At 42.3% G+C, this 24679-nt stretch carries 24 protein-coding genes and 1 pseudogene; 17 read left to right on the plus strand and 8 right to left on the minus strand.

What is annotated here, in order from left to right; all coding sequences use genetic code 11:
* Nucleotides 1-599: 599 nt before the first annotated feature.
* Entirely contained in the window at nt 600-1532 is a 933-nt protein-coding gene (gene rluB, locus AACQ38_RS14715) for a 23S rRNA pseudouridine(2605) synthase RluB (protein WP_165578461.1), read from the plus strand.
* Between the two features lie 36 nt (nt 1533-1568).
* Here the strand turns inward: rluB and cobO are convergent, their stop codons facing one another.
* Both cobO and AACQ38_RS14725 read right to left on the minus strand, forming a co-directional pair.
* Nucleotides 1569-2165, minus strand: coding sequence for a cob(I)yrinic acid a,c-diamide adenosyltransferase (cobO, locus tag AACQ38_RS14720; protein ID WP_011146675.1), 597 nt, complete (start codon nt 2163-2165; stop codon nt 1569-1571).
* A complete protein-coding gene (locus tag AACQ38_RS14725) occupies nt 2165-2929 on the minus strand; it encodes a YciK family oxidoreductase (RefSeq protein ID WP_011146674.1) in 765 nt (254 codons plus the stop codon). The genes cobO and AACQ38_RS14725 overlap by 1 nt, the downstream gene beginning before the upstream one ends.
* Before the next feature lie 329 nt (nt 2930-3258).
* On the opposite strand from AACQ38_RS14725, the gene catA reads away from it, so the two are divergent.
* From catA to AACQ38_RS14740, 3 genes are all read left to right on the plus strand, one after another.
* A complete protein-coding gene (gene catA / locus AACQ38_RS14730) occupies nt 3259-3897 on the plus strand; it encodes a type A chloramphenicol O-acetyltransferase (RefSeq protein ID WP_011146673.1) in 639 nt (212 codons plus the stop codon).
* Nucleotides 3898-4695: 798 nt separating this feature from the next.
* On the plus strand, nt 4696-5742 hold the full coding sequence (gene sohB / locus AACQ38_RS14735) for a protease SohB (RefSeq protein WP_011146666.1): 1047 nt from the start codon (nt 4696-4698) through the stop codon (nt 5740-5742).
* Between the two features lie 28 nt (nt 5743-5770).
* Nucleotides 5771-5968, plus strand: coding sequence for a hypothetical protein (locus AACQ38_RS14740; RefSeq protein WP_165578462.1), 198 nt, complete (start codon nt 5771-5773; stop codon nt 5966-5968).
* Between the two features lie 64 nt (nt 5969-6032).
* On the opposite strand, the gene AACQ38_RS14745 is transcribed toward AACQ38_RS14740, so the two are convergent.
* The gene (locus AACQ38_RS14745; protein ID WP_011146665.1) at nt 6033-6212 is read right to left on the minus strand and encodes a hypothetical protein; all 180 of its coding nucleotides are present in this window, start codon (nt 6210-6212) and stop codon (nt 6033-6035) included.
* 58 nt (nt 6213-6270) lie between these two features.
* Here AACQ38_RS14745 and AACQ38_RS14750 point away from each other — a divergent pair, with 58 nt between their 5' ends.
* Nucleotides 6271-7101 carry an alpha/beta fold hydrolase gene (locus tag AACQ38_RS14750; RefSeq protein WP_011146664.1) on the plus strand — a complete coding sequence of 277 codons (831 nt, stop codon included), beginning with the start codon at nt 6271-6273 and terminating at the stop codon, nt 7099-7101.
* A gap of 211 nt (nt 7102-7312) precedes the next feature.
* On the opposite strand, the pseudogene AACQ38_RS14755 reads toward AACQ38_RS14750, so the two are convergent.
* Nucleotides 7313-7524, minus strand: a pseudogene (locus AACQ38_RS14755) (DUF2498 family protein); the annotation flags it as partial.
* 339 nt (nt 7525-7863) lie between these two features.
* Between AACQ38_RS14755 and topA the strand changes: the two are divergent.
* Complete coding sequence (gene topA / locus AACQ38_RS14760; protein WP_011146662.1) at nt 7864-10464, plus strand: type I DNA topoisomerase; 2601 nt, start codon at nt 7864-7866, stop codon at nt 10462-10464.
* 304 nt (nt 10465-10768) lie between these two features.
* Complete coding sequence (gene cysB, locus AACQ38_RS14765) at nt 10769-11743, plus strand: HTH-type transcriptional regulator CysB (RefSeq protein WP_011146661.1); 975 nt, start codon at nt 10769-10771, stop codon at nt 11741-11743.
* A gap of 175 nt (nt 11744-11918) precedes the next feature.
* On the opposite strand, the gene AACQ38_RS14770 is transcribed toward cysB, so the two are convergent.
* Nucleotides 11919-12746: a hypothetical protein gene (locus AACQ38_RS14770; RefSeq protein ID WP_011146660.1), complete on the minus strand. Its 828-nt coding sequence runs from the start codon at nt 12744-12746 to the stop codon at nt 11919-11921.
* Nucleotides 12747-12998: 252 nt separating this feature from the next.
* On the opposite strand from AACQ38_RS14770, the gene acnA reads away from it, so the two are divergent.
* The gene (gene acnA, locus AACQ38_RS14775; RefSeq protein ID WP_165578463.1) at nt 12999-15674 is read left to right on the plus strand and encodes an aconitate hydratase AcnA; all 2676 of its coding nucleotides are present in this window, start codon (nt 12999-13001) and stop codon (nt 15672-15674) included.
* 149 nt (nt 15675-15823) lie between these two features.
* Here acnA and ribA read toward each other — a convergent pair whose 3' ends face one another.
* Nucleotides 15824-16420 (minus strand): GTP cyclohydrolase II, encoded by a 597-nt coding sequence (ribA, locus tag AACQ38_RS14780; protein WP_041380089.1) that lies wholly within the window; start codon nt 16418-16420, stop codon nt 15824-15826.
* Nucleotides 16421-16645: 225 nt separating this feature from the next.
* Between ribA and AACQ38_RS14785 the strand changes: the two genes are divergently transcribed.
* The 8 genes from AACQ38_RS14785 to AACQ38_RS14820 all read left to right on the plus strand — a co-directional run bounded on the left by AACQ38_RS14785 (nt 16646) and on the right by AACQ38_RS14820 (nt 21184).
* A complete protein-coding gene (locus AACQ38_RS14785; RefSeq protein WP_109791587.1) occupies nt 16646-16777 on the plus strand; it encodes a hypothetical protein in 132 nt (43 codons plus the stop codon).
* Nucleotides 16778-16937: 160 nt separating this feature from the next.
* Nucleotides 16938-17249 (plus strand): LapA family protein, encoded by a 312-nt coding sequence (locus AACQ38_RS14790; protein ID WP_011146657.1) that lies wholly within the window; start codon nt 16938-16940, stop codon nt 17247-17249.
* Nucleotides 17250-17255: 6 nt separating this feature from the next.
* Nucleotides 17256-18425 carry a lipopolysaccharide assembly protein LapB gene (gene lapB, locus AACQ38_RS14795; protein ID WP_011146656.1) on the plus strand — a complete coding sequence of 390 codons (1170 nt, stop codon included), beginning with the start codon at nt 17256-17258 and terminating at the stop codon, nt 18423-18425.
* A gap of 44 nt (nt 18426-18469) precedes the next feature.
* The gene (gene pyrF / locus AACQ38_RS14800) at nt 18470-19216 is read left to right on the plus strand and encodes an orotidine-5'-phosphate decarboxylase (protein ID WP_058589688.1); all 747 of its coding nucleotides are present in this window, start codon (nt 18470-18472) and stop codon (nt 19214-19216) included.
* A complete protein-coding gene (gene yciH / locus AACQ38_RS14805) occupies nt 19206-19532 on the plus strand; it encodes a stress response translation initiation inhibitor YciH (RefSeq protein WP_113049814.1) in 327 nt (108 codons plus the stop codon). The genes pyrF and yciH overlap by 11 nt, the downstream gene beginning before the upstream one ends.
* 417 nt (nt 19533-19949) lie before the next feature.
* The gene (locus AACQ38_RS14810) at nt 19950-20555 is read left to right on the plus strand and encodes a TetR/AcrR family transcriptional regulator (RefSeq protein ID WP_113049813.1); all 606 of its coding nucleotides are present in this window, start codon (nt 19950-19952) and stop codon (nt 20553-20555) included.
* A gap of 103 nt (nt 20556-20658) precedes the next feature.
* Entirely contained in the window at nt 20659-20799 is a 141-nt protein-coding gene (locus tag AACQ38_RS14815; RefSeq protein WP_339367052.1) for a hypothetical protein, read from the plus strand.
* The gene (locus AACQ38_RS14820) at nt 20735-21184 is read left to right on the plus strand and encodes a nuclear transport factor 2 family protein (protein ID WP_339367055.1); all 450 of its coding nucleotides are present in this window, start codon (nt 20735-20737) and stop codon (nt 21182-21184) included. Before AACQ38_RS14815 ends, AACQ38_RS14820 begins: the two co-directional genes overlap by 65 nt.
* 99 nt (nt 21185-21283) lie before the next feature.
* Here AACQ38_RS14820 and AACQ38_RS14825 read toward each other — a convergent pair whose 3' ends face one another.
* On the minus strand, nt 21284-22564 hold the full coding sequence (locus tag AACQ38_RS14825; RefSeq protein WP_165578464.1) for a type II toxin-antitoxin system HipA family toxin: 1281 nt from the start codon (nt 22562-22564) through the stop codon (nt 21284-21286).
* Nucleotides 22561-22923 (minus strand): helix-turn-helix domain-containing protein, encoded by a 363-nt coding sequence (locus tag AACQ38_RS14830; RefSeq protein ID WP_165578465.1) that lies wholly within the window; start codon nt 22921-22923, stop codon nt 22561-22563. Before AACQ38_RS14830 ends, AACQ38_RS14825 begins: the two co-directional genes overlap by 4 nt.
* 267 nt (nt 22924-23190) lie before the next feature.
* Between AACQ38_RS14830 and AACQ38_RS14835 the strand changes: the two genes are divergently transcribed.
* Nucleotides 23191-24540, plus strand: a complete 1350-nt coding sequence (locus tag AACQ38_RS14835; protein WP_165578466.1) for a Fic family protein — start codon at nt 23191-23193, stop codon at nt 24538-24540.
* The last annotated feature ends 139 nt before the right edge of the window (nt 24541-24679 follow it).

The following is a 24679-nucleotide window of genomic DNA, read 5'->3' on the forward strand; positions in this document are numbered from 1 at the left end:
CCGGGTGTAGCGGCTGAATTGCCGTCAGGTAAATTAAAAGATAACTCGTGCCTCTCGCCACCGAGTTGTTGCGTTTACTCATCGTACTATCCCTTTTGTTTAATTTAAGTGTTAAAAAGTCAGTGATGCTAACCAATAAGTGACCTGAGCATCTGCGGTCAGGCTTCGGGTATAAAATGACCATTTACCACAGAGAATATTGATTATTTAATAGTTACATTATTGAACCATTTTAATGTGTAATTAATTGACCGTCAGAATGGGTAGTATGAAATGTGATCGGTGCTGGGTTTTTTAATTCTGATAATGGGGAATCCGTCATATTAAATGTCGGTAAATCGCGATAAGGATGGAGATGTTGTTCCCTTACGCCAGCCATGATGTTTTCAGTTTTAGCGTGATGGGAATTGCTGGATTAGAATCATTGTGTCTGAAATTAGTGTAGAATGCTCGGCCACGGATTAGAATGTATGAGCTATTTTCTAGCATTCTATGCTATCAAATGTATTAAAATCAGTTTGTTATGATTGAATTCCACTATTAACGTATTGATTGATATATAACACGACGCCTGTGAAGGCGACAACAGAGGTTGCTCAATGAGCGGTAAGATACAGAAATCTGAAAAGTTACAGAAAATTCTCGCGCGTTCCGGCCACGGTTCCCGCCGCGAAATAGAAGGTTATATTCAACAAGGGCGCGTCAGTGTTGACGGTAAGATTGCGACTTTAGGTGATCGCCTTGAAGTTCAGCCCGCCACGAAAATCCGTCTCGATGGTCGGATATTAAATATCAAAGAATCACAAAAAACGGTTTGCCGTGTTTTGGCTTATTACAAACCAGAGGGTGAGCTTTGTACTCGTCATGATCCAGAAGGGCGGCCAACGGTTTTTGATCGCCTGCCTAAATTGCTAGGTTCCCGCTGGATAGCTGTTGGGCGTCTGGATGTGAATACTTGTGGTTTGTTGCTATTTACCACGGATGGTGAGCTGGCTAATCGTTTGATGCATCCAAGCCGTGAAGTTGAACGCGAATATGCTGTTCGTGTCTTTGGTGAAGTTGATGATGCTAAATTGAAACAACTGGCTAAGGGCATTCAACTGGAAGATGGTCCCGCCTCATTCCGCACTATCGCGTTTAAAGGCGGTGAGGGGATGAATCAATGGTATAACGTCACGCTGACAGAAGGACGTAACCGTGAAGTTCGTCGTCTTTGGGAAGCGGTTGGTGTACAGGTGAGCCGTCTTATTCGTGTGCGTTATGGGGATATTGGTTTGCCAAAAGGCTTACCACGCGGGGGATGGACGGAACTGGGTCTGGAGCAGACTAACTATTTACGCCAATTAGTGGATTTGAATGAGGAGACGGTTTCCAAAGTGGCCGTTGGGCGTGATCAGCGCCGTCTTAAAGCTAACCAAATCCGCCGAGCGGTTAAACGCCATGCTCAAGTCGCATCGCGTCCATCGGCAGGAAAACGTCCGGGCAGTTCACGCCAGAAGGCGGGGCGAACAACCGCACCAAAAGGCCGTTAAGTTTTCTGGGTCTCGTGTGTTATAACGGGGCCTTTTTTACCAATCGATCCCTTTTTGTGCTTTGATGCCGGCGTCAAAGGCATGTTTTACCGGACGCATCTCTGTGACGGTATCTGCCATTTCCAATAATTCACGATGGCAACCGCGGCCGGTGATAATAACGGATTGGTGCTCCGGTCGGTGGTTGAGCGCAGTAATAACTTCTTCCAGAGGAAGATAGCCATAACTCACCATATAAGTCAGTTCATCTAAAACAATTAAATCCAAATCGGGATCAGATAACATCTCTAACGCATGGTGCCATACCTGCTGGCAGGCTACAGTATCGGTTTCCCGGCTTTGAGTTTCCCAGGTAAAACCTGTTGCCATCACATGGAAATTCACTCCATGCTGTTCCAGCAGATTTTTCTCGCCATTCTCCCATTTACCTTTGATAAACTGGATCACACCGGCACGAAATCCATGACCTATCGCTCGGGTCACGGTGCCAAATGCCGCAGTGGTTTTGCCTTTACCATTGCCGGTAAAAACGATCAGAATACCCCGTTCTAACTGGGCGGCTTCAATACGGAAATCCACTTTTTCTTTTAGGCGTTGTTGCCTTTTTTGATGTTGGCTGTCATTGATTGTCATTATTCGGCTGGTCCTGCTTTGCGTCCGGGTTGGGCATCAAAACTGATGCCTGTTTTATGCAGACTATCGCTGCCCATAAGATAAAGATACAGTGGCATAATATCTGCCGGTGTTTTCAGTTTAGCAGAATTTTCGTTAGGGAATGCGCGGGTGCGCATATTTGTGCGTGTACCGCCGGGATTAATACAATTAACGCGTAGAGAAGTGTGTTTATATTCTGCTGCTAAAACTTGCATCATGCCTTCAGTGGCAAATTTAGAGGCAGAATAGGCTCCCCAACCACAACGACCTTCGCGGCCAACGCTCGAACTGGTAAAGATTAATGATCCGTCAGGTGACTTCAATAATAGCGGCAATAAGGCTTGCGTTAACATAAAGGTCGCATTGACGTTGACTTGCATAACATCATGCCATAATTGCACGGGTTGCTCTGCCATTGGTGCGACAGCTCCCAGTAATCCGGCATTATGCAATACGCCATCCAGATGCGGATAATATTGCGCTAAATCGCCAGCGAATGCCTGACACTCTTCGGCTGTGGCGGTAAGCAGATCCATAGTGTAAACAGTTGCAGGGGCACCACCTGCTTGTTTAATCTCTTTTTGCACAGCTTCCAGTTTGTGTGTTGTTCTGCCAAGTAAGATCACTTGTGCACCGTAACGGGCATAGGTCAAAGCCGCTTCACGGCCAATACCCTCTCCAGCGCCTGTCACTAAAATAATACGTTGTTGTAGGAGGTCATGTTTTGGTTGGTAATGTAACATTTGAAAATTTCCTGTTATTGACGGCGCGATTTGTTACCGTCGGAGGCCGTTCAGGCTATCAAAACAGAAAGTGATATATTGAGTCAAATTTGCCAAGGCTGATTGCTCAGGAGATAAACGGAGAAACATTGCGGGCTGTGTGAGTGAATGTTAGTGGCGCAGTGCTGCGTTGGTAGTTATTTGTCTTTAGCTAATGTATAATTTTTTTCGTCAGAGACTGGGTATTTAATCCAATTTCACACCGGAGTGATGATGATTTCAATACAAACAGAAAGAGCAGCCCTTCTAATTTAATCAATTTGTTAAATTTTACATTAGAAGGGGAAAACATGAATTACTCAAAGGTTGATATAGATCTCTGGGATAGGAAAGAGCATTTCTTGCATTACCGTAATGTTGTGCAATGCGGATTTAGTCTAACAGCAAAAATTGATATTACCCATTTGTTATCTTCGTTGGTGGAAAAACAATATAAATTCTATCCAACCATGATTTATTTAATATCTACAGTTGTAAACTCTTACTCTGAATTCAGAATGGCTATAAAAGATGAAGAATTAATTGTATGGGATGGTGTAAATCCTGCATATACAATCTTTCATAAGGAAACCGAAACATTCTCAGCAATTTGGACTGAGTTCAATTCTGATCTGGCAGAGTTTATGAAAAATTATTCTGCTGATTATGAAACCTACAAAGATGATCTTTGCTTTTTTTCTAAACCAGAACTACCTGAAAACCACTTTCACATATCGTCAGTGCCGTGGGTAAGTTTTGATGGGTTTAACTTGAACATGGCGAGTGTTATGGATTATTTTCCCCCCATATTTACCATGGGAAAATTTTACCAGAATGGAAATCAAACTCAGTTGCCTTTGGCAATTCAGGTGCATCATGCTACTTGTGACGGCTTCCATGTGGGACGTGTTATTAATAACTTACAAGAGCTATGTAACGATTTTATTTAGTTAAAGCCTTATAAAGCTAACCTGAATTATTTATGGCTTCAATATAAGGTTGTATCGGAAATATGTTAATAGCCATCAGTTAACACTGGTGGTTTTCACGATGAGAGAAGCATGGCACATCAGCATAACTCTGACGAAATCGAAGCAGAGTTATTTTTACCGGTATAGCAGTAAGCCCCACATGAGACCTTCCGTTCAATGTCGTAATAGGCAACTTAGGTAGCTGAAGTTGGTCGGGATCATGATTATGACTGGGCTATTGCTGTACAAGCGGCGGGTTGTTAAATTTGTTGAACTAGAGGTTCATGTCACTTCAATATGAAACACATTGAGTCTGTTGTTAAAATTTTCATTGATAATTACAAACTAACGACTACCCATTAAATTATTATATAATAGGGATAGCGATCTAACTGTATTGTAAGGGCAGCATAATGATGGGGACTGTTTGGCCCTTATTCTTTACTCACAGCGATAGCAGTTTACTTTTCCATTGTTCAATAATTTCTCTCTTTTCTTTCAGATAGTGGTAGCGATCAGGCAGTTATAACAGTCAGAATGCTTGGTTGAAACGCCGGGTTTTTGTGATTCTGCAATCTAATTGCTCATTTTTGAACTAGTCCCCCATTTCTCCATCTTAATGGTGTAGAATTAGCTACTGAGACCGATATACTGGACGTTTTTATTTGTACATATTCGTATTTATTGAATACGAATTAATTATAATATATTGTTTTTAAGTGAAAAAAATCAAATACATTTATTTGGTAAATGTTTAAGAAACAAAAGGTGGATTTTGTGGAATACTTATCTCTTTACGGGTTGTTTTTAGCCAAAGTAGTTACGCTGGTGTTGGCGATTATTGCTCTGGCAATATTGGGTATCGGCATAGGAATGCGGAAATCTTCGCTAAAAGGAGAATTGAAACTCGTCGATCTCGGTGAGTCATATCGGGATAAACAGCGTCAAATGCAGCGGGCGCGCATGACAGAAGCGGAAGGGAAAATCTGGCAGAAAGAGTTTAATAAGCAACAAAAGCTCGAATCCAAGCAGAAGAAGAGTGACGCTAAGACAGGTCATAAAGGGTTACAGAAACCTTGTCTTTATGTACTGGATTTTAAAGGGAGTATGGATGCACACGAAGTCGATTCATTACGTGAAGAGATTAGCGCGATTCTGGCCGTGGCAGATGCAAAAGATGAAGTGTTGTTACGTCTGGAAAGTCCAGGTGGCATGGTGCATGGCTATGGATTGGCGGCCTCTCAGCTTGCCCGTTTGCGTCAGAAAGGTATTCGCTTGACTATCGTCGTAGATAAAGTTGCTGCCAGTGGGGGCTATATGATGGCTTGTGTTGCTGATCGTGTAGTTGCTGCACCTTTTGCCATTATTGGTTCTATTGGCGTGGTCGCTCAGATTCCGAACATTCATAAGCTATTGAAGAAAAATGATATCGATGTGGAACTCCATACGGCTGGTGAATATAAACGTACACTGACTGTGTTGGGAGAAAATACAGAGCAGGGCCGGAAAAAGTTTCAGGAAGATCTGAATCAGACTCACGAACTATTCAAATCGTTTATTCATACACATCGCCCATCACTTGACGTGGAAAGTGTGGCGACGGGCGAATATTGGTACGGCTCACAGGCGAAAGAGAAGGGATTGATTGACGAAATTGGTGTCAGCGATGATCTGTTGATTGCTCAAATAGATAACTGTGAAGTTATTGGTGTCAGTTATACACGCCGTAAACGCATGGTAGAGCGTTTCACCGGCAATGCAATGGAAAGTATTGATAAACTGTTATTGCGCTGGTGGCAAAGAGGGGAGAAGCCTCTGCTTTAATCAAATCCGCTATTTTGGATCAATTATCTTGGCGTATACCCTATGGATTTCAAGATGGATCGCGGCGGCAAGGGAGCGAATCCCCGGGAGCATAGATAACGATGTGACCGGGGTGAGTGAGTGCAGCCAACAAAGAGGCAACTTGAAAGATGACGGGTATATCCTAAGGCGTTCTATTTCGACGCTCAGGGACGCCTCGATATATTGCTTAATTGTGATGTGCTAATTGAACAGAGCAACGCTTATTCTCATGATGTTATTCCACTGAAAAACCTGCTATTTTGGCCCTGTTAAAATATTACAGGTGTTACATAATTTGCTTTACATCCCTCTTCCTGCTTGTGATGAGCCGCAGGCTTTTCTACACCAATAGTTGATACTCTGGCTTTGCGTTTATCTGTTCTGCTTAGCTGATCTTCAAACAAATCCAAGTCACTTTTGCACAGCGCTATTGGCGTTTTTAAACGCATTATGCAAATCCTCGAAGAACGGCAACTTACAATAATATTCATAAGGAAATAAAGTATTATGGCTATTTCACAATACGATATTCATACCAGTCATGCTGTTATCTCTGTTGCTGATACGGGAGGTGATGGGTTACCGGTCCTCCTTATACACGGTAATTCAAGTTGTAAAGAAGTTTTTCGCCATCAAATTAACTGTTTTGGTGACGAATATCGGATTTTAGCTATTGATTTACCCGGACACGGTGCTTCATCAAATGCAGTGGATCCTCGCCGGACCTATTCGATATCTGGCTATGCCCTTTGCATCATCGAAGTACTGGAAAAATTAGCCATCGATAAAGTTGCTGTTTTCGGATGGTCACTGGGGGGACATATCGGTTTAGAGCTGATCCCAAGATTCCCAGGGATTGTTGGGCTAATGATTTGTGGCACGCCGCCGGTTAGCCCAGGTGCAGAAAATGTCAGCCTTGGATTTAAACCAAGCCGGTTTATGGCAATATCGGGTAAGGCTTCGCTGACAGAAGAGGAGATTACGGATTATACCTTGGCGTTGTATGGTGAAAACGCGCTTTGTGAGCCATTTTTGAGAGCCGCAGTGGCGCGGACCGATGGTCTGGCCCGGCAATATATGTCTGAAGCATCGGTTTCACCAGACGTTATGGACCAACGGTTATTGGTTGAAACAAACCCAACACCACTGGCTATCGTCAATGGTGTAGAAGATTTATTCGTTAATATTGATTATATTAACGGGATAACCTACAAAAATCTCTGGACTGGTCAGGTGTATAACTTGCTCAACTTGGGACATGGGCCATTCTGGGAAGCGCCAGAGCTGTTTAACCGTTTGATGGCGGGTTTTTTCTCTGATCTCACCTTAGAAGTGTAATTAATACTTGTAGTTATACCGGCAGATATATTTTTATACCCGTCATCTTTCAAGTTGCCTCTTTGTTGGCTGCGCTCGCTCACCCCGGTCACATAGTTAATCTATGCTCCCGGGGATTCACTCCCTTGCCGTCGCGATGCATCTTGAAATCTATGAAGGTATATATTGTTTTCATATATCTGCCTATTCGTTGCTCAATAAATTTTTGTTATTAATTTTCGAGATAATATTGTTTCGGTAGGATAGGCGTCAGGTGTTTGAACATATTGAAAATAGCCGTACTTTTTACTGTGGGTAAATCATTTTCCCTTAGAGAAAATTCACCATTAATACTAATACATCTCCTTTTTGTTCTACGCTACTTATATACATGCCATGAATAAAACTTTCACGTTGGCGGATAATATCACTAGCTCTTTTTAGTCATTGTTCACCTTTAATCAGTGTTGTTCTGTTTCTACTATTTCTATCCTTAATCAAAAATAATTTGTTGCGCATCATTTTTTATCAGGTAGAGTGTGAACTTTTCATCATGCAGATGGAAGATTTTGTTTACGGTGATCACTTCATTCATTTGCGTAGATCATGGGCGGTATCTAAAATACCTTAGATAATTCAATATGTTTCGAGTTTGGCGGAATCAACTGAATAAAAATAAGTTGATATATTGAGAATCTATCGCAATATAAAAAGAGGTTTTAAATACCGTGATATGGCGCAGTGAATTCCACCATCTGAAAAGATAATTAGGTAAAGATAACTATGGGTAAAGCTCTTGTAATAGTGGAGTCCCCGGCAAAGGCCAAAACAATCAACAAGTATTTGGGAAGTGACTACGTGGTGAAATCCAGCGTTGGTCATATCCGTGATTTGCCGACCAGTGGCTCAGCCAGCCAAAAGAGTTCGAGCTCATCTACCGATAAGTCTAAGAAGAAGGTTAAAAAAGATGAGAAAGCTGTATTAGTCAACCGCATGGGGGTTGATCCATACCGTGGTTGGGAAGCGAATTATCAGATTTTGCCGGGCAAAGAGAAGGTCGTGGCAGAGCTGAAATCACTGGCTGAAAAAGTTGATCATGTTTATCTCGCAACGGATCTTGACCGCGAGGGAGAAGCCATTGCATGGCACTTGCGGGAAGTGATTGGTGGTGATGGCGATCGTTTTAGCCGGGTTGTTTTTAATGAAATCACTAAAAATGCCATCAAACAGGCATTTGATAATCCGGGTGAATTAAATATTCACCGGATAAATGCTCAACAAGCTCGCCGTTTTATGGATCGAGTTGTGGGGTATATGGTTTCTCCGCTACTGTGGAAAAAGGTTGCCAGAGGGCTCTCTGCCGGCCGTGTGCAATCAGTGGCGGTACGCCTTGTGGTAGAAAGAGAGCGTGAAATTAAAGCGTTTGTACCGGTAGAATATTGGCAATTACATGCTGATTTGCTGGCGAAAGGCGAAATCTCGCTGCATATGGAAGTGACCCATCAGCAGGGTAAACCATTTAAGCCGGTTAATAGTGAACAAACTCAAGCCGCCGTCTCTTTACTGGAAAAAGCCCGTTACAAAGTGCTTGATCGTGAAGATCGCCCAACATCCAGTAAACCGAGTGCGCCGTTTATCACATCTACATTGCAACAGGCAGCCAGCACGCGTTTAGGGTTTGGTGTTAAAAAGACCATGATGATGGCTCAGCGTTTGTATGAGGCTGGATATATTACTTATATGCGTACTGATTCAACTAACTTGAGTCAGGATGCGCTGGATATGGTTCGTGATTATATCAGTGATAATTTTGGCGATAAATACCTGCCAGAAGCAGCCAATACTTACAGCAGCAAAGAGAATTCACAGGAAGCGCATGAAGCGATTCGTCCTTCCAGTGTTGATATCGTGGCAGAGCAACTGAAAGATATGGATGTGGATGCACAGAAGCTGTATCAGCTAATCTGGCGTCAGTTTGTGGCTTGTCAGATGACACCGGCGAAATACGATTCCACAACATTGACGGTACAGGCGGGTGATTTTGAGTTGCGGGCCAAAGGTCGTACATTGCGTTTTGATGGCTGGACAAAAGTGATGCCTGTGTTGCGCAAAGGTGATGAAGACCACACGTTGCCGGTTGTTGAAATTGGTACAGAACTTGATTTGCAACAACTGATCCCAAGCCAGCACTTCACTAAACCACCGGCACGTTACAGTGAGGCATCCTTGGTTAAGGAGCTGGAGAAACGCAGTATTGGTCGCCCATCCACTTATGCTTCCATTATCTCCACGATTCAGGAGCGTGGTTATGTTCGCGTAGAGAGCCGCCGTTTCTACTCGGAGAAAATGGGAGAGATTGTTACTGATCGTCTGGAAGAAAATTTCAACGAGCTGATGAGTTATGATTTTACTGCGCGAATGGAAGATCAGCTTGATCAGGTTGCAAGTAACAAAGTCGAATGGAAAGGGGTTTTGGATGAGTTTTTCACGGATTTTAGTGAACAGCTAGACGTCGCCAATAAAGAGCCGGAAGAGGGCGGCATGCGGCCTAATCCGATGGTTATTACCTCTATTGAGTGCCCGACATGTCAGCGCTCTATGGGCATTCGAACGGCAACCACCGGCGTTTTCTTGGGTTGTTCTGGTTATGCGTTATCACCTAAAGAGCGTTGTAAGCAGACGATAAACCTTATTCCTGAAAATGAAATTCTTAATGTCTTGGAAGGGGATGAGGCGGAAACAAATGCATTGCGCGCCCGTCGTCGCTGTAAAAAATGTGGTACAGCGATGGACAGTTACCTTATTGATAGCCAACGTAAGTTACATGTTTGTGGTAATAACCCGGCTTGTGATAGCTACGAAGTGGAAGAGGGCGAATTTCGCATTAAGGGATATGACGGCCCAGTTATCGAATGTGATAAATGTGGCGCTGAAATGCACCTGAAAATGGGGCGTTTCGGTAAATACATGGGCTGCACCAATGAAACTTGTAAAAATACCCGCAAAATCTTGCGTAGTGGGGAAGTCGCGCCGCCAAAAGAGGATCCGGTTCCGCTACCAGAGCTTCCTTGTGAAAAATCTGATGCCTATTTTGTATTGCGTGATGGTGCAGCCGGTGTATTTTTAGCAGCAAACACTTTCCCTAAATCAAGAGAAACCAGAGCGCCGTTGGTAGAAGAGTTGGCTCGTTTTAAAGAACGTTTACCGGAGAAATTACGCTATCTGGCTGATGCGCCTGTGGTGGATGCTGAAGGTAATAAAACAGTTATTCGTTTTAGCCGTAAGACTAAACAGCAATATGCTTCTTCAGAGAAAAATGGCAAAGCAACGGGGTGGAGTGTGTTTTATGTTGATGGAAAATGGGTTGAGAAAGACAAAAAGTAACAATTTCTGACAGAATCAACACTCTCTTTTTCTCAGAAAAGGGATTATTTTCTTCTATTAAGCCAACCTTATAGGTTGGCTTTTTTCGCCTATTGGCATTATCTTAAAATATATGAATTAGAATCCGGTTAAACATTCATTATGAATTTTTAATTATTCGTTATATAAATATGTAATCGTGTTATAGTGGTTATATGCGACAACAATATTATTTCTATTCGTTATAATAAATAGCAAACAGCAATATCAGTCCAGGTTTCTAAGCCATAATTGTTCACAGCGTTTATTTTGGGATGGTGTTTATATGAAATTGCAACAGCTTCGTTACATCGTGGAGGTGGTAAACCACAACCTTAATGTTTCATCTACGGCAGAAGGATTGTATACATCTCAACCCGGGATCAGTAAGCAGGTTAGAATGCTTGAAGATGAATTAGGCATTCAGATTTTTTCCCGTAGTGGTAAACACCTGACGCATGTTACTCCCGCAGGTGAAGAGGTTGTCCGAATTTCTCGTGAAGTATTATCTAAGGTTGATGCAATACGGTCAGTTGCTAGTGAACATACTTATCCGAATCGTGGTTCGCTATATATTGCTACTACCCACACACAGGCCCGTTATGCATTACCTCCTGTGATTAAAGGTTTTATTGAACGTTATCCGCAGGTCTCTTTACACATGCATCAGGGGTCGCCAACGCAAATTGCTGAAGCTGTGAGTAAAGGTAGTGCTGATTTTGCTATTGCAACTGAGGCACTGCATTTATATGAAGATTTGATAATGTTGCCTTGTTACCATTGGAACAGGACGCTGGTGGTGACGTCGGATCATCCGCTGGCAGGTAAAGAGAGTGTTTCAATTGAAGAATTGGCTGAATATCAACTGGTCACTTATACGTTTGGTTTTACCGGTCGTTCTGAGTTAGATGTCGCATTCGATAAAGTGGGCTTAAAGCCTAAAATTGTTTTCACTGCGACGGATGCTGATGTTATTAAAACTTATGTCCGGTTAGGATTAGGTGTAGGGGTTATTGCCAACATGGCGGTTGATCCGGTGCAGGATAACGACCTGGTTTGCATTGATATGCGTGATAAATTTAGCTACAGCACAACTAAGATTGGTTTTCGTCGCAGTAGTTTCTTGCGCAGCTACATGTATGATTTTATGTGGCGTTTTGCGCCTCACCTGACGCGTGATGTTATTGATCAGGCAGTTGCTTTACGCTCAAATGAAGATATCGAAGTCATGTTCAAAGATATCAAATTACCAATCGTATAATGAAATATACCCAATGGATTTCAAGATGGATCGCGACGGCAAGGGAGTGAATCCCCGGGAGCATAGGTAACTCTGTGACCGGGGTGAGCGAGTGCCGCCAACAAAGAGGCAACTTGAAAGATAACGGATATAATTAGGGAGCTAATGATTGCCATTGGCTCCCTAATTTTGCTTATCAGATGGGGTCAAATTCACCACTGAAGAAATCATCAGACTCTTCTATTGATGTTTTTCTTTGTTTGTTGATGAAATTATCAAAACTGGCTTTAATCTCAGGATTTTCGAGCGCCTCATAGTCTAAAACCGATATTAAGGATGAATACTCAAAATCAATATTGATATTTTCATTAGAAGCACAGCTTGATAAAAAGTTTGAATTAGTGCTATCAAAGTTAACTCGATAGAGTTTTAGTTTTGGAATATATACGGTCTTCTCTCCTACAATCAAGGTATCGATAGCAATCGTTAGTGTCACAGTAGAATAGAAGCCTTTATTTTTCCGAATACCTAAACGAATCGTTTCCCCTTGCTTGGTCAGAAACTTAGCGAAATCTGGCAGCATATCTGTATTTTCGAATACAACCACATTCATAATGAAATTAAGGAAACTTTTTGAAATGCTTAAACCATTTAATGAATCGGTGTAATTTTTAGATTCAACTTTGCTAGTACCCATTAGAGGTAGTTTGTTAACGACTTTAGTCCAAAAGTCCATATCTGTTTTATATTGCTCTCCATACTTTTCCGCGTATTTATTGACATAATTGGTTGCGATGGAGGAGAGTGCAATTAATGTTTGACTTAAACTATTAGTTTTATCTATAACTTCTGGTTTATCAGATAATTGTTTGGCTATAATGAACTGAACTAAACCATCCTTTTCATTGTATTTATTGGTATTTTCTATACTAAAATAAGCATCGTCGATGTGAAAGAACGTATTAGCTTCATTGATTTTTGCGATATGTTTCTGATTATTCGTAATTGTGTTTTTTATATCCATTATTTTGTCCTTGTTTTTTTATTGATAATTTGAATCCAATTGAATTGTTAGCGAGTTAATTCTAGCTGATTATCATTCGATTGTTTACCCGGCTAAATTATCAAAATTTATTACTGAAATTCTGATAGATACACTGAATTGACGCATTGTGCGGTGATGAGAAAAAAATATTTGCTTATATGTTATGTTTAATTTGTGCCATTATCATTAAGGTGGTTTTGAGTTATGCCAGTATAAGAAGAAGGAGGAGTTATGTCGTTTGATTTGAAAAAAGTTTGTGTTTCAACACTTTCCGCTGCAAGTAAACAATATGATTATTACAGCTTACCACTGGTTGCTAAACATTTGGGTGATATTTCCCGTTTGCCCAAATCAATGAAAGTTCTTTTGGAAAATCTTCTTCGCAATATTGATGGCAATTCTGTTGTTGATGATGATTTGCAAGCAATGGTTGATTGGCAAAATACCGGCCATGCAGACAGAGAAATTGCTTACCGGCCAGCACGTGTATTAATGCAGGATTTCACTGGGGTGCCTGCCGTTGTTGATTTAGCGGCCATGAGAGAAGCGGTTCAGCGCCTTGGTGGTGATGTTGAACAAGTTAATCCACTATCACCTGTTGATTTGGTTATTGACCATTCAGTTATGGTGGATAAATTCGGCACGGAAAAAGCCTTTGAACAAAATGTTCAATTAGAAATGGAACGTAACTATGAACGTTATCTCTTTCTGCGTTGGGGGCAAAAAGCGTTTAACCGTTTTCGTGTGGTCCCGCCCGGAACCGGGATTTGCCATCAGGTAAACCTGGAATACCTGGGTAAAACGGTTTGGCATGAAATGCATAACGGACGGGAGCTAGTTTATCCTGATACCTTGGTTGGTACCGATTCTCATACCACCATGATCAATGGCCTCGGTGTTCTGGGATGGGGTGTGGGCGGTATTGAAGCTGAAGCGGCTATGTTAGGACAACCTGTTTCCATGCTTATTCCTGATGTGGTGGGTTTTAAACTTACCGGCAAGTTACGCGAAGGGATTACTGCAACAGACCTTGTACTGACAGTGACTCAGATGCTGCGTGCACATGGTGTGGTCGGGAAATTTGTTGAATTTTATGGAGATGGGTTAGCTGATTTGCCGCTGGCAGACAGGGCAACCATTGCCAATATGTCACCGGAATATGGTGCAACTTGCGGTTTCTTCCCGGCAGATGATATTACCCTGAGCTATATGCGATTGACAGGGCGTACAGAACAGCAGATTGCGCTGGTAGAAGCTTATTGTAAGATCCAAGGATTATGGCGAAATCCCGGTGATGAACCGGTATTTACCAGCAGTCTTGAGCTGGACATGTCGACGGTGGAAGCGAGCCTCGCTGGACCGAAACGCCCACAAGACCGGGTGGCTTTAGCGCGAGTACCTCAGATATTTCAGTCAGCCATTGATCTGGAAATGAATAAACCCCAAGGGAAAGCCATCTCAGCGCCAGTTAATCTGGATAATCAGAAGTATGAGTTAGAAGAAGGGGCTGTTGTCATTGCTGCGATTACTTCCTGTACCAACACATCTAATCCTAGTGTGCTGATGGCTGCGGGGTTGTTGGCGAAAAAAGCGATTGAGAAGGGACTTAAACGCCAACCGTGGGTGAAAACCTCACTGGCACCCGGCTCGAAAGTGGTGACAGATTACCTTGAATTGGCGGGCTTGATGCCTTATCTGGAGGAACTGGGCTTCAATCTAGTGGGTTACGGTTGCACAACTTGCATTGGTAACTCTGGGCCATTACCTGAATCTATTGAAACGGCGATTAAGCAAGCTGATCTTACCGTCGGTGCCGTCCTTTCTGGCAACCGAAACTTTGAAGGCCGTATCCATCCTCTGATAAAAACTAACTGGCTAGCGTCGCCGCCGTTAGTTGTGGCATATGCTTTATCCGGCAACATGAAAAAGGATTTGACTAAAGATCCTCTTGGTCAGGATCAACAAGGCAATGATGTCTATTTGAAGGATATATGGCCTGATAGCAAAGAAATTGCTAAAGCTGTTGAGCAAATTAAGGCGGATATGTTTCACAAAGAGTATGCGGAAGTCTTTGATGGTGATGAAACATGGCAATCGCTGGATGTTGCGAGTTCTGCAACTTATCACTTCCAGCTTGATTCTACTTATATTCGCCACCCGCCATTCTTTAGTGAGATGACCGCAGAGCCAGAAGCGATAACGGATATTCACGGCGCGAATATATTGGCTATTCTTGGGGATTCTGTCACCACAGACCATATTTCTCCGGCGGGGAATATCAAAGCTGACAGTCCGGCAGGGCGTTATCTTCAAGAACATGGCGTTGAACCTAAAGATTTTAACTCCTACGGTTCAAGGCGCGGTAATCATGAAGTCATGATGCGTGGAACGTTTGCCAATATCCGTATCCGTAATGAGATGATTGCTGGTGTGGAAGGAGGATATACCCGCCATATTCCGTCACAGACACAATTAGCGATTTATGATGCGGCTATGCGTTATCAGGAAGAAAAAACCCCATTGGCTATCATTGCGGGCAAAGAATATGGTTCCGGTTCGAGCCGCGACTGGGCAGCGAAGGGGACTCGGTTATTGGGCGTTAGAGTGGTGATTGCGGAATCATTTGAGCGTATTCACCGTTCGAACCTGATTGGTATGGGCGTATTACCATTGGAATTTCCTCAAGGCGTAAATCGTAAGACATTAAATCTGCAAGGTGATGAGACAATTGATATTGAAGGGATGAATAACCTCAAGCCGGGACAAATTGTACCGGTGAAAATGACTTATTCGGATGGGCATCAGGAGATCATTAATGCTCAGTGTCGTATTGATACCAAAACTGAATTAGATTATTTCCACCACGGTGGTATCTTGCACTATGTTATTCGTCACATGTTGAAATAATTTTTATCCCCGTTATCTTTCAAGTTGTCTCTTTGTTGGCTGCACTCCCTTGCCGTCGCGATGCAGCTTGAAATCCATAGGGTATACATCATACTAAAGACGGCACTGATTTATTTGAGCGCCGTCTTTTCAGCTAGCTTACTGAAAAACTAATTTTGCTCAGATAACAAATGCCCCATTTTTCTGGCTTTAGTATCCAAATAATAAGCATTCTTAGGATTTCGGCCGGTAATTAATGGAACACGTTCTACGATATTAATCCCTGCTTCGGTCATAATTTCCACTTTCTTGGGATTATTTGTCAGCAGACGAATAGCTTGAATACCGAGTAATTTATACATATCTGCACATAAGGTGAAATCACGCTCATCGGCGGCAAAACCTAACTGATGGTTAGCTTCTACAGTATCGATACCGTTATCCTGTAACGCGTAAGCACGAATTTTGTTGATTAAGCCAATATTACGACCTTCTTGCCGATGGTAAAGTAATACACCTCGCCCTTCTTTAGCAATTTGAGCAAGGGCGGCTTCAAGTTGAAAACCGCAATCACAACGCAGACTAAACAGGGCGTCACCGGTCAGACATTCTGAGTGGATCCTGGAAAGCACAGGTTCATTGCCAGAAATAGTACCGTATACTAATGCGACATGATCTTGACCTGTGGCGATTTCTTCAAAGCCGACCATTAAAAAATCACCCCAAGGAGTGGGTAACTTGGCCTCAGCGACTCGTTTTAATTGCATTTTATTGTTCATATGTTGATTCAGACTCGTTACAAGACATTCGTTACAAAGCATAGATGTGAAAAACAATACCGGTCTGGGAAATCAGCGGACACTGCGTAAAAGATTTTCTCTGATTATAATGTGGCTATATTTTGCCATATTTACCGCAAATTATCTGTCAAAAACTTTCAAATAATTATATCTACAATTGTGATGGTATGATGGTATGGTCTGATTAGCAGAATGGCATTAGGTATGCACTGGTCGCAGGACATTATCACATCAACGTTAATTAGTGCAGTATTAGTGATGGCTATCTGTTATCTCACAGAAAAATGGCGGTTGATTAACGACAAAAAGGATTTGGTGGTGTAATTGCTTCTTATTTACACTTAATCGATGGGAAGATATCGTAAAAGAGCTGAAAGACGCATTTATCATGATAAATTGCTTCCTTTATCCAGACTGGAAATGCTAATTTAATGAGCCGTTATCCAGCATAATGTCCAAGCAACAATAGATAACAGGAAAAAATGTGAAATATTTTCTGATTTTATTACTGATATTGGTGATCTTTGTCATCTCGATGACTCTTGGATCAAATAACGATCAGGTCGTTACATTTAACTATCTGATTGCTAAAGGGAATTACTCTATATCTACACTTTTAGCTGTATTATTTGCTAGCGGTTTCGTGTTAGGTTGGGTTATCTGTGGATTATTTTATCTTCGTGTTCGTTTGTCATTAGGAAGAGCTGAACGCAAGATTAAGCGACTTGAAGTGCAACTGGAGCAACCTGCTGAACCTTCGGTTACTGATTCATCGCTTGCACTTAGCAAGGAATAAACTCCTATGTTAGAGCTGTTGTTTCTGTTGCTTCCTGTGGCCGCTGCTTATGGCTGGTATATGGGGCGCAGAAGTGCTCAACAGGATAAGCAACAAAATGCTGATCGCTTATCACGAGAATATGTTGCCGGGGTTAACTTTCTCCTTTCAAACCAGCAAGATAAAGCCGTGGATCTGTTTCTTGAAATGCTCAAAGAGGACAGTTCTGCTTTTGAAGCACATTTGACTTTGGGGAATCTATTCCGTTCCAGAGGAGAAGTAGAGCGGGCTATCCGCATTCATCAATCTCTCATGGAAAGCGCTTCTCTGACATTTGATCAGCGTTTGCTTGCGACGCAACAATTGGGCCGCGATTATATGTCTGCGGGTCTGTATGATCGTGCTGAAAATATGTTTGCTCAATTGGTGAATGAAAAAGATTTTCAGGAAAATGCGTTTCAGTCGCTGCTGACTATTTATCAATCAACCAGTGATTGGAAAAAAGCCATTGATATTGCTGAGAAATTAGTTAAATCCGGCAAGCATGATTTACGGGAAAAAATTGCGCATTTTTATTGTGAACTCGCTTTACAGGAGATGAGCGGTGATGATCTTGATGAAGCTATCGGTTATCTCAATAAAGCGGTTCAGGCAGATAAAAACTGCGCCAGAGTTTCTATCATGTTGGGGCGCTTGTTTATGGCCCGGCAAGAGTACAATAAAGCGGCGGATGCTTTAAAATCTGTTCTTGAGCAGGATAAACAGTTGGTGAGTGAGGTGCTACCTATTCTCCAAGAGTGTTACCAGCATCAAAATCAGATTGATGAATGGGAAAATTTCCTGAAACGTTGTGTCGAGGAAGATTGTGGAGCCACGGCCGAGCTTTTGCTGGCTGATATTATCGAGCAGCAAAAAGGGCATGAAGTCGCGCAAACTTACATCAATCATCGATTAGAGCGTCATCCGACCATGCGCCTATTTTATCGCCTGATGGATTACCACCTGGCCGAAGCAGAAGAGGGTCGGGCAAAAGAAAGTATTATTTTGCTACGGGACATGGTTGGTGAACAAATTCGCACTAAACCTAATTATCGCTGCCATAAATGCGGCTTTACTTCTCATTCGCTTTATTGGCACTGTCCATCATGCCGTTCGTGGGATTCTATTAAACCGATCCGTGGATTAGATGGTCAGTGACAGTGTCACCACAATATTGCTTTGTTAGTCAAAAAGGTTAAAAAATGACATCTCATACCTTAACATCGTTCGGTAGACAGATTAGCTCGCCTGTCATTGTTGCTTTAGATTACGACAATCAGGATGCGGCGCTGGCTTTTGCCGATAAAATTGATCCACAGGATTGCCGTCTGAAAGTAGGTAAAGAGATGTTCACCCTACATGGTCCGCAGTTTGTTAAGTTACTGCACCAACGTGGTTTTGAAATATTTCTGGATTTGAAATTCCATGATATTCCTAATACCACTGCCAGAGCGGTAGCCGCTGCTGCTGAGATGGGGGTTTGGATGGTAAACGTACATGCCAGTGGTGGTGCCAGAATGATGGCGGCGGCGAAAGAGGCGCTGCTACCTTATGGTCATGATGCGCCATTGTTAATTGCTGTCACGGTATTAACCAGCATGGAACAATCGGATCTGCAAGGTATTGGGATTGATATGACGCCAGCGCAACAGGCTGAAAGGCTGGCAAAGCTGACTCAGGCATGTGGGCTGGATGGTGTGGTTTGTTCTGCGCATGAAGCTCAGCAACTGAAACAGGTTTGTGGTCAGCATTTTCAATTAGTTACTCCCGGAATTCGCCCGACGGGCAGTGATGCAGGTGATCAGCGCCGTATCATGACGCCAGAACAGGCGGTATTCGCTGGTGTTGATTATATGGTTATTGGGCGTCCGATTACCCGTGCCGCCGATCCTGCGGCCGCATTGCGTCAAATTAATCAATCTATTGCGGGAGCTATTAATGCAAGATAATAATTCGCGCTTGGTCTATTCCACAGACAGAGGGCGTATTCAGGAAGAAATAGTTAAACCTCAGCGCCCAAAAGGCGATGGCATTGTTCGTATTCAGCGTCAAACCAGTGGCCGTAAAGGAAAAGGGGTTTGCGTGATTACCGGGATTGATGCTGATGATCAGACACTCGCTAATCTGGCGGCTGAATTGAAGAAAAAATGTGGCTGCGGTGGTTCATTGAAAGACGGTGAGATCGAAATTCAAGGCGATAAAAGAGATTTATTGAAACAGTTACTTGAAGCCAAAGGTATGACAGTTAAATTAGCTGGTGGTTGACAGAAGGGCGATATTCGCCCTTCATTTTATACCTGTCATCTTCCATAAGGTATATTTCTGACTAATTGCTAGTAGTGTTTTAACATATTTATTAATAATATTCCTAATCGTTTTAATTAAAAATAATTGACAATAAATAAGCAAAATAGATTATTGTAAATATTCTATGAAAATAATTTTTAATATTATTTTTTTTCTTTTAAAAATAAATTTATATTTTTTAATTGATATAATAAGCAAGAAACGGTAGTAGGAAATTTAATATTATTTCTTCATTTATCTGATAAGATCATTATAAAAGGGTGTTCTCATGTGGAGGTGAACAACTTTGGTGATAAAGACGATGAATATTAATAATTATTTTTTAAATCATATAGATAACAGTTTAAATCTATTTTTTTAGTAAAGAGGTTGACTATGGAGAATGATCGTTCTACCATGAAAAACATGGAAGGTGAGCCGGTGCCCAACATCAGGGAAAACATGTTGGATGTTGTAGAGGAATTAATTTACACAAGGGGGATTGCGGCGACGGGTATCGATCTGATAACACGCACGACAGGTTCTTCACGTAAGACAATTTATCGTTATTTTGGTACGAAAGAGGGGTTGATTGAAGACGTTCTTCGTCGGCGAGATGAACGATGGATGCGGTGGTTTACTTCATCAATAGCCGAATATAAAACGCCGAAAGAGAAATTACTGAATATTTTTCTGGTATTACAAAGATGGTTCGTAAGTGATAATTTTAGAGGATGCGCATTTATTAACACATCCGGTGAACGCCCTAATCCTGATGATCCGGTAAGAATAATTGCTAAGGAACATAAAGAGAAAGTTTTTACTTACGTACTGTCTATTTGTGAAGAAATATCGCCGGATTCATCAGAGGATTTAGCCAGGAAATTTTTGATTCTGATAGAAGGCGCTATTACCACTGCGCATGTGATGAATGATACACACTATGCTTTAGAGGCGATGAATATTGCCGAGGCATTGCTGAGTAAATACGATGTGAATTAATGGAAAATTTAATTAGGAGACAATATGTCTAATATATACCCTATGGATTTCAAGATGGATCGCGACGGCAAGGGAGTGAATCCCCGGGAGCATAGCAAACTATGTGACCGGGGTGAGCGAGTGCAGCCAACAAAGAGGCAACTTGAAAGATGACGGGTATAAAAGAAATTCGCCAGCCGGTGCCACCATTTACCCGCGAAACCGCTATTCAGAAAGTCCGTTTAGCGGAAGATGGATGGAATAGCCGTGATCCTGAGAAGGTTTCATTGGCCTATTCGTTGGATACCCATTGGCGTAATCGTGCTGAATTTGTGCATAGCCGTAAAGCAGCACAGGATTTATTAACCAGAAAATGGGCGAAAGAGCATGAATATCGCTTAATTAAAGAACTTTGGGCGTTTACTGATAATAGAATAGCGGTTCGTTATGCTTATGAATGGCATGATGATTCCGGTAACTGGTTTCGCTCATATGGTAATGAGAATTGGGAATTTAACGAAGATGGCTTGATGTACAACCGTTATGCCTGCATTAATGATCTTCCGATAAAAGAATCTGAGCGCAAATTTCATTGGCCTTTAGGTCGCCGCCCTGATGATCATCCTGGATTATCTGAGTTAGGGTTGTAATCCTTTTCAGGCGCTGGTCGAGACGCGGCCAATGTGCTTGTACTCCCTGCCGAGGGCCTTCTGATTAACAGAAGAGTTCAGAAGGCTCATACTTTGAATTTATCGTTTGAGGCAGGACAGATTTCGGTTAATGCAGTCCGTGACCTGATGAAGTTCGTCAGTGGGAATATCATCAGTGACATCCCGTGCAGTATGAGCGAAGTTGGCGGCGACATCCGCTACTTCATCAATGATATTGTTCATTCTGGCCGGCGCGATGCCTGCATCTTTGGCAACTTTCAACAACATGGTGCGGGTGATATCGGTTCCGTAGCCGGTCACCGAAGTCTGATGCTGTCCGCCGGGGCCATCCGCAAAGGTTAGATCATAGGCGGGGGACACTACCCACTCATTGCTCTTATTCAAAATGAAGGAGAAATTCTTCACATGATCATCACGATTATGCATCAACACGTTGAACACCATACGCCGGACCTGGGTTTCTCGCGCAACAACAGAGCGCGTGATGGAGCCCGTCGCCCGTAAGATATCTATGTAATCCATACAGGGTAATCGAAAGTCGGCATGTAGGGCGCCGGCCATACTCAGTACCGGCACCCGCATTCCATTCTCACGATCGAAACGCTGGACACCGAAAGCAGCAAGCTCCCCTCCAAGGCGGAAATAGCGACTTGTGGGGAAATCAATGCCCGCTATTCTGGCAGTACAGGCATATGCTTCTTCAAGGGCACAGACCCAAGGATTCTCCTCTGCTGCGGGGAATTTGACCAACCAAGGTTCACTTTCTGGGAATGCAGTTGTTTTCATCTGGCCGGTGGATGGATTGTATTCTACCTGTGCTTTGGGTCTGGCTCCGTGAGGCGAGCCGCCAAGCAGGAAAAGTTCACGCAGTGCCTCCGAATCCTGACCGGTGACTTCCTGACGGATCTGCTGAGCCAGTCCAGTCAAGTTCAGAATACTGTATTTGTCTTCCTGATCCTCCGGTAAAGGCAGAACAGGTTGGTAGGTCAGAGCCCCCATCGTGTTATCGCTCAGCAATGCCAGGCGTTCTAGGACGGAAATCCGGCCGGGATCGACATGATTACGGCGCAGGAACCGGTCCATAAGCAGCCGTCCCCAGCCATCCGGCAGGGAATCTGCGATGAAACCAGGAAGCCAGTCCTGAAAGTGCTCAAAATTCGCGTAAGTCTCTGTAGAAAGTGGCAGTTGTAGGGGCGAGAATTCGATACCATTATCAAGAGCTTCATGGGTGTACTCAAATAAATAGCGGCCACTCACAGTACTTTCGGCCAGATGACCTAACACCCACTGTTCTCCTCGCCCGCGGTAGATCACTTGTAGTTGGCCCAGTGACCGGTATTGAAAGTTTTGGGTCGTCATTTTTTTGCGTCTCCTGATTGATGAGCGCGGCCATTGCCTGAGGGTTTCCGAGGCGAATGTTGGGTTCGCCGGGCGCGCTGGCGAACCGGTGCCTTCATGGCTTCAAGCTGTGCAATGCTGATCTGTTGTGGCACAAACAGGGACTTAATTTCGTTCTCCAGCCGCAGAGCAAAGACGACCTTCATGAAATTCTCAAGCGTGCCCCGCCCGCTGCCTTCAAGTTTTTTGAGCGCAGAGACGGAAATACCGCTCCTGAGCGCTAGCTCTGTTTGGAGCATGTTACGCCGTAATCGGTGCTCACGGAGGCGGTGCCCAAGTTCTGCTAGCAATTCCGATTCGGTATAAAGTATTAGAGCCATGAATACACCTATTAAGTTTAAATTTTATAGTTAAGAGTCTTTATTATACCTCTTATTTTACCAAAATCTGATATGAAAGTAGAAGAGTTTAAGAGCGCTATTTGAAGCTTATAATGGTATTTAAGATACTTTAAAGTTTTATATAAGTCTTTTATAAAATAAATCTTCCGTTTCAAACAGTTCATGAATCTGGTTTATTCGTGTTGGTTTCTTTAAGGATTTACTGTCATACTTACCTATACATCAAATTTTAAAATGTGAGGTAAAATGGAAAAACATCCGGTAGAACAATCACCTAAACTTGATTTCTCAAATTTAGATTTTGTTAAATTCGGGGAATACCTCAGTGAATATAATATTGTTGATAAACAAGGAAGATACCTTCATTGGAGCCAGCTTAAGTGGCGAGTTCCTGGTAAAGAAGCTGAACACATCTGGTATGCGGTAAAGTTCTGTAGAGATCAGGTGAAAAAAAGTACGGGCTTATTTGATAAAAGTGGGAATGAATTTAGTTTTTGTATACATGATTCACTAGAACCAAAGTTGCACAAAATTGTACAACTTGGTGCCGGTAAAGTCGCCGCAATTGCAGGATCTCAAGCATCAGATAATATTCAACAGAATTACTTAGTATCATCTTTACTGATGGAAGAAGCCATCACCAGCGCTCAATTGGAAGGTGCAGCAACTACCCGAGCTGATGCAAAAAAAATGCTAGAGGAAGAATTAGCGCCCAGCACTCCTGATGAGAGAATGATTCTGAATAATTATATGCTATTAAAGCTAGCGGATAAAAGAAAACAAGAACCCCTTACAAGGGATCTAATGCTTGAATTTCACAGAATAGCGACTAATGGTGTATCTGAAAATGAAAATATACCGGGGGAATTTAGATGCAGTAATGATATCTACATTGGAAATGATGACAATCCATTATTTTACCCGCCAAACTATGAGGAGTTAGAAAATAGGTTAGAAGAATTATGTACTTTTGCTAACGAAAATCATAATGGAGAGGATGGCAGGAGGTTTATACCACCAGTAATAAAGGCGATTATTCTTCATTTTATGATGGGGTATGAACACGCATTTAGAGACGGGAATGGCAGAACTGCAAGGGCAATATTTTATTGGTATATGCTAAAGAATGGATATGATATTTTTGAATATATTTCAATAAGCAAGGTTATCAAAGAGCAGGCTAAAGAGTATGGTATGTCATATCTTTATGTTCAGAAGGATTATGGAGATTTAACTTATTTTATCGATTTTAACGTTAATATTATTCTAAACGCATTTGATGAATTACAAGAGTATTTAAAAGTAAAGACAAAAGAATTTTATGAAATTGTCGATGTGTTGGAAAATTCAAAGTATAAAAATAAGCTAACCTTCATTCAGAAAGATTTAATTAAAAAAGGTGTAAAAGAACCTGGAAGATTGTTTAAAGTTAAATCGGTTCAAAATGTATATGATGTTAGTGAAAATACAGCTAGAAAATTACTTAGAGAGCTTGAGGCAATGAATATATTTTTTCCTATAAAAATAAGACGAACAACTTATTATATTGCCCCCGCAGATCTACGTAGTAGGCTAAATAAGATATCAAAATCGTAGGCAGAATTACTGCCTATCTGTAGCGGCCCGCATTTAAAATATGGCGGGCTCGCATTTATCCGGTTTTTTAGCTCACATTAAGTGAAAATTTGCGACACGAAGTTGTTTGTTGAAGTTGTTCCCACGGCAATGACGGAGG

The organism is Photorhabdus sp. RW14-46 (genome assembly GCF_963887965.1).
GTDB lineage: Bacteria > Pseudomonadota > Gammaproteobacteria > Enterobacterales > Enterobacteriaceae > Photorhabdus > Photorhabdus laumondii.

Excerpts from the sequence above, each read along its gene's own strand:
- rluB (WP_165578461.1), top strand. The coding sequence starts at position 600 with ATGAGCGGTAAGATACAGAAATCTGAAAAGTTACAGAAAATTCTCGCG.
- cobO (WP_011146675.1), bottom strand. The coding sequence starts at position 2,165 with ATGACAATCAATGACAGCCAACATCAAAAAAGGCAACAACGCCTAAAA.
- AACQ38_RS14725 (WP_011146674.1), bottom strand. The coding sequence starts at position 2,929 with ATGTTACATTACCAACCAAAACATGACCTCCTACAACAACGTATTATT.
- catA (WP_011146673.1), top strand. The coding sequence starts at position 3,259 with ATGAATTACTCAAAGGTTGATATAGATCTCTGGGATAGGAAAGAGCAT.
- AACQ38_RS14745 (WP_011146665.1), bottom strand. The coding sequence starts at position 6,212 with ATGCGTTTAAAAACGCCAATAGCGCTGTGCAAAAGTGACTTGGATTTG.
- AACQ38_RS14750 (WP_011146664.1), top strand. The coding sequence starts at position 6,271 with ATGGCTATTTCACAATACGATATTCATACCAGTCATGCTGTTATCTCT.
- topA (WP_011146662.1), top strand. The coding sequence starts at position 7,864 with ATGGGTAAAGCTCTTGTAATAGTGGAGTCCCCGGCAAAGGCCAAAACA.
- cysB (WP_011146661.1), top strand. The coding sequence starts at position 10,769 with ATGAAATTGCAACAGCTTCGTTACATCGTGGAGGTGGTAAACCACAAC.
- AACQ38_RS14770 (WP_011146660.1), bottom strand. The coding sequence starts at position 12,746 with ATGGATATAAAAAACACAATTACGAATAATCAGAAACATATCGCAAAA.
- acnA (WP_165578463.1), top strand. The coding sequence starts at position 12,999 with ATGTCGTTTGATTTGAAAAAAGTTTGTGTTTCAACACTTTCCGCTGCA.
- ribA (WP_041380089.1), bottom strand. The coding sequence starts at position 16,420 with ATGCAATTAAAACGAGTCGCTGAGGCCAAGTTACCCACTCCTTGGGGT.
- AACQ38_RS14785 (WP_109791587.1), top strand. The coding sequence starts at position 16,646 with ATGGCATTAGGTATGCACTGGTCGCAGGACATTATCACATCAACGTTA.
- lapB (WP_011146656.1), top strand. The coding sequence starts at position 17,256 with ATGTTAGAGCTGTTGTTTCTGTTGCTTCCTGTGGCCGCTGCTTATGGC.
- pyrF (WP_058589688.1), top strand. The coding sequence starts at position 18,470 with ATGACATCTCATACCTTAACATCGTTCGGTAGACAGATTAGCTCGCCT.
- yciH (WP_113049814.1), top strand. The coding sequence starts at position 19,206 with ATGCAAGATAATAATTCGCGCTTGGTCTATTCCACAGACAGAGGGCGT.
- AACQ38_RS14810 (WP_113049813.1), top strand. The coding sequence starts at position 19,950 with ATGGAGAATGATCGTTCTACCATGAAAAACATGGAAGGTGAGCCGGTG.
- AACQ38_RS14825 (WP_165578464.1), bottom strand. The coding sequence starts at position 22,564 with ATGACGACCCAAAACTTTCAATACCGGTCACTGGGCCAACTACAAGTG.
- AACQ38_RS14830 (WP_165578465.1), bottom strand. The coding sequence starts at position 22,923 with ATGGCTCTAATACTTTATACCGAATCGGAATTGCTAGCAGAACTTGGG.
- AACQ38_RS14835 (WP_165578466.1), top strand. The coding sequence starts at position 23,191 with ATGGAAAAACATCCGGTAGAACAATCACCTAAACTTGATTTCTCAAAT.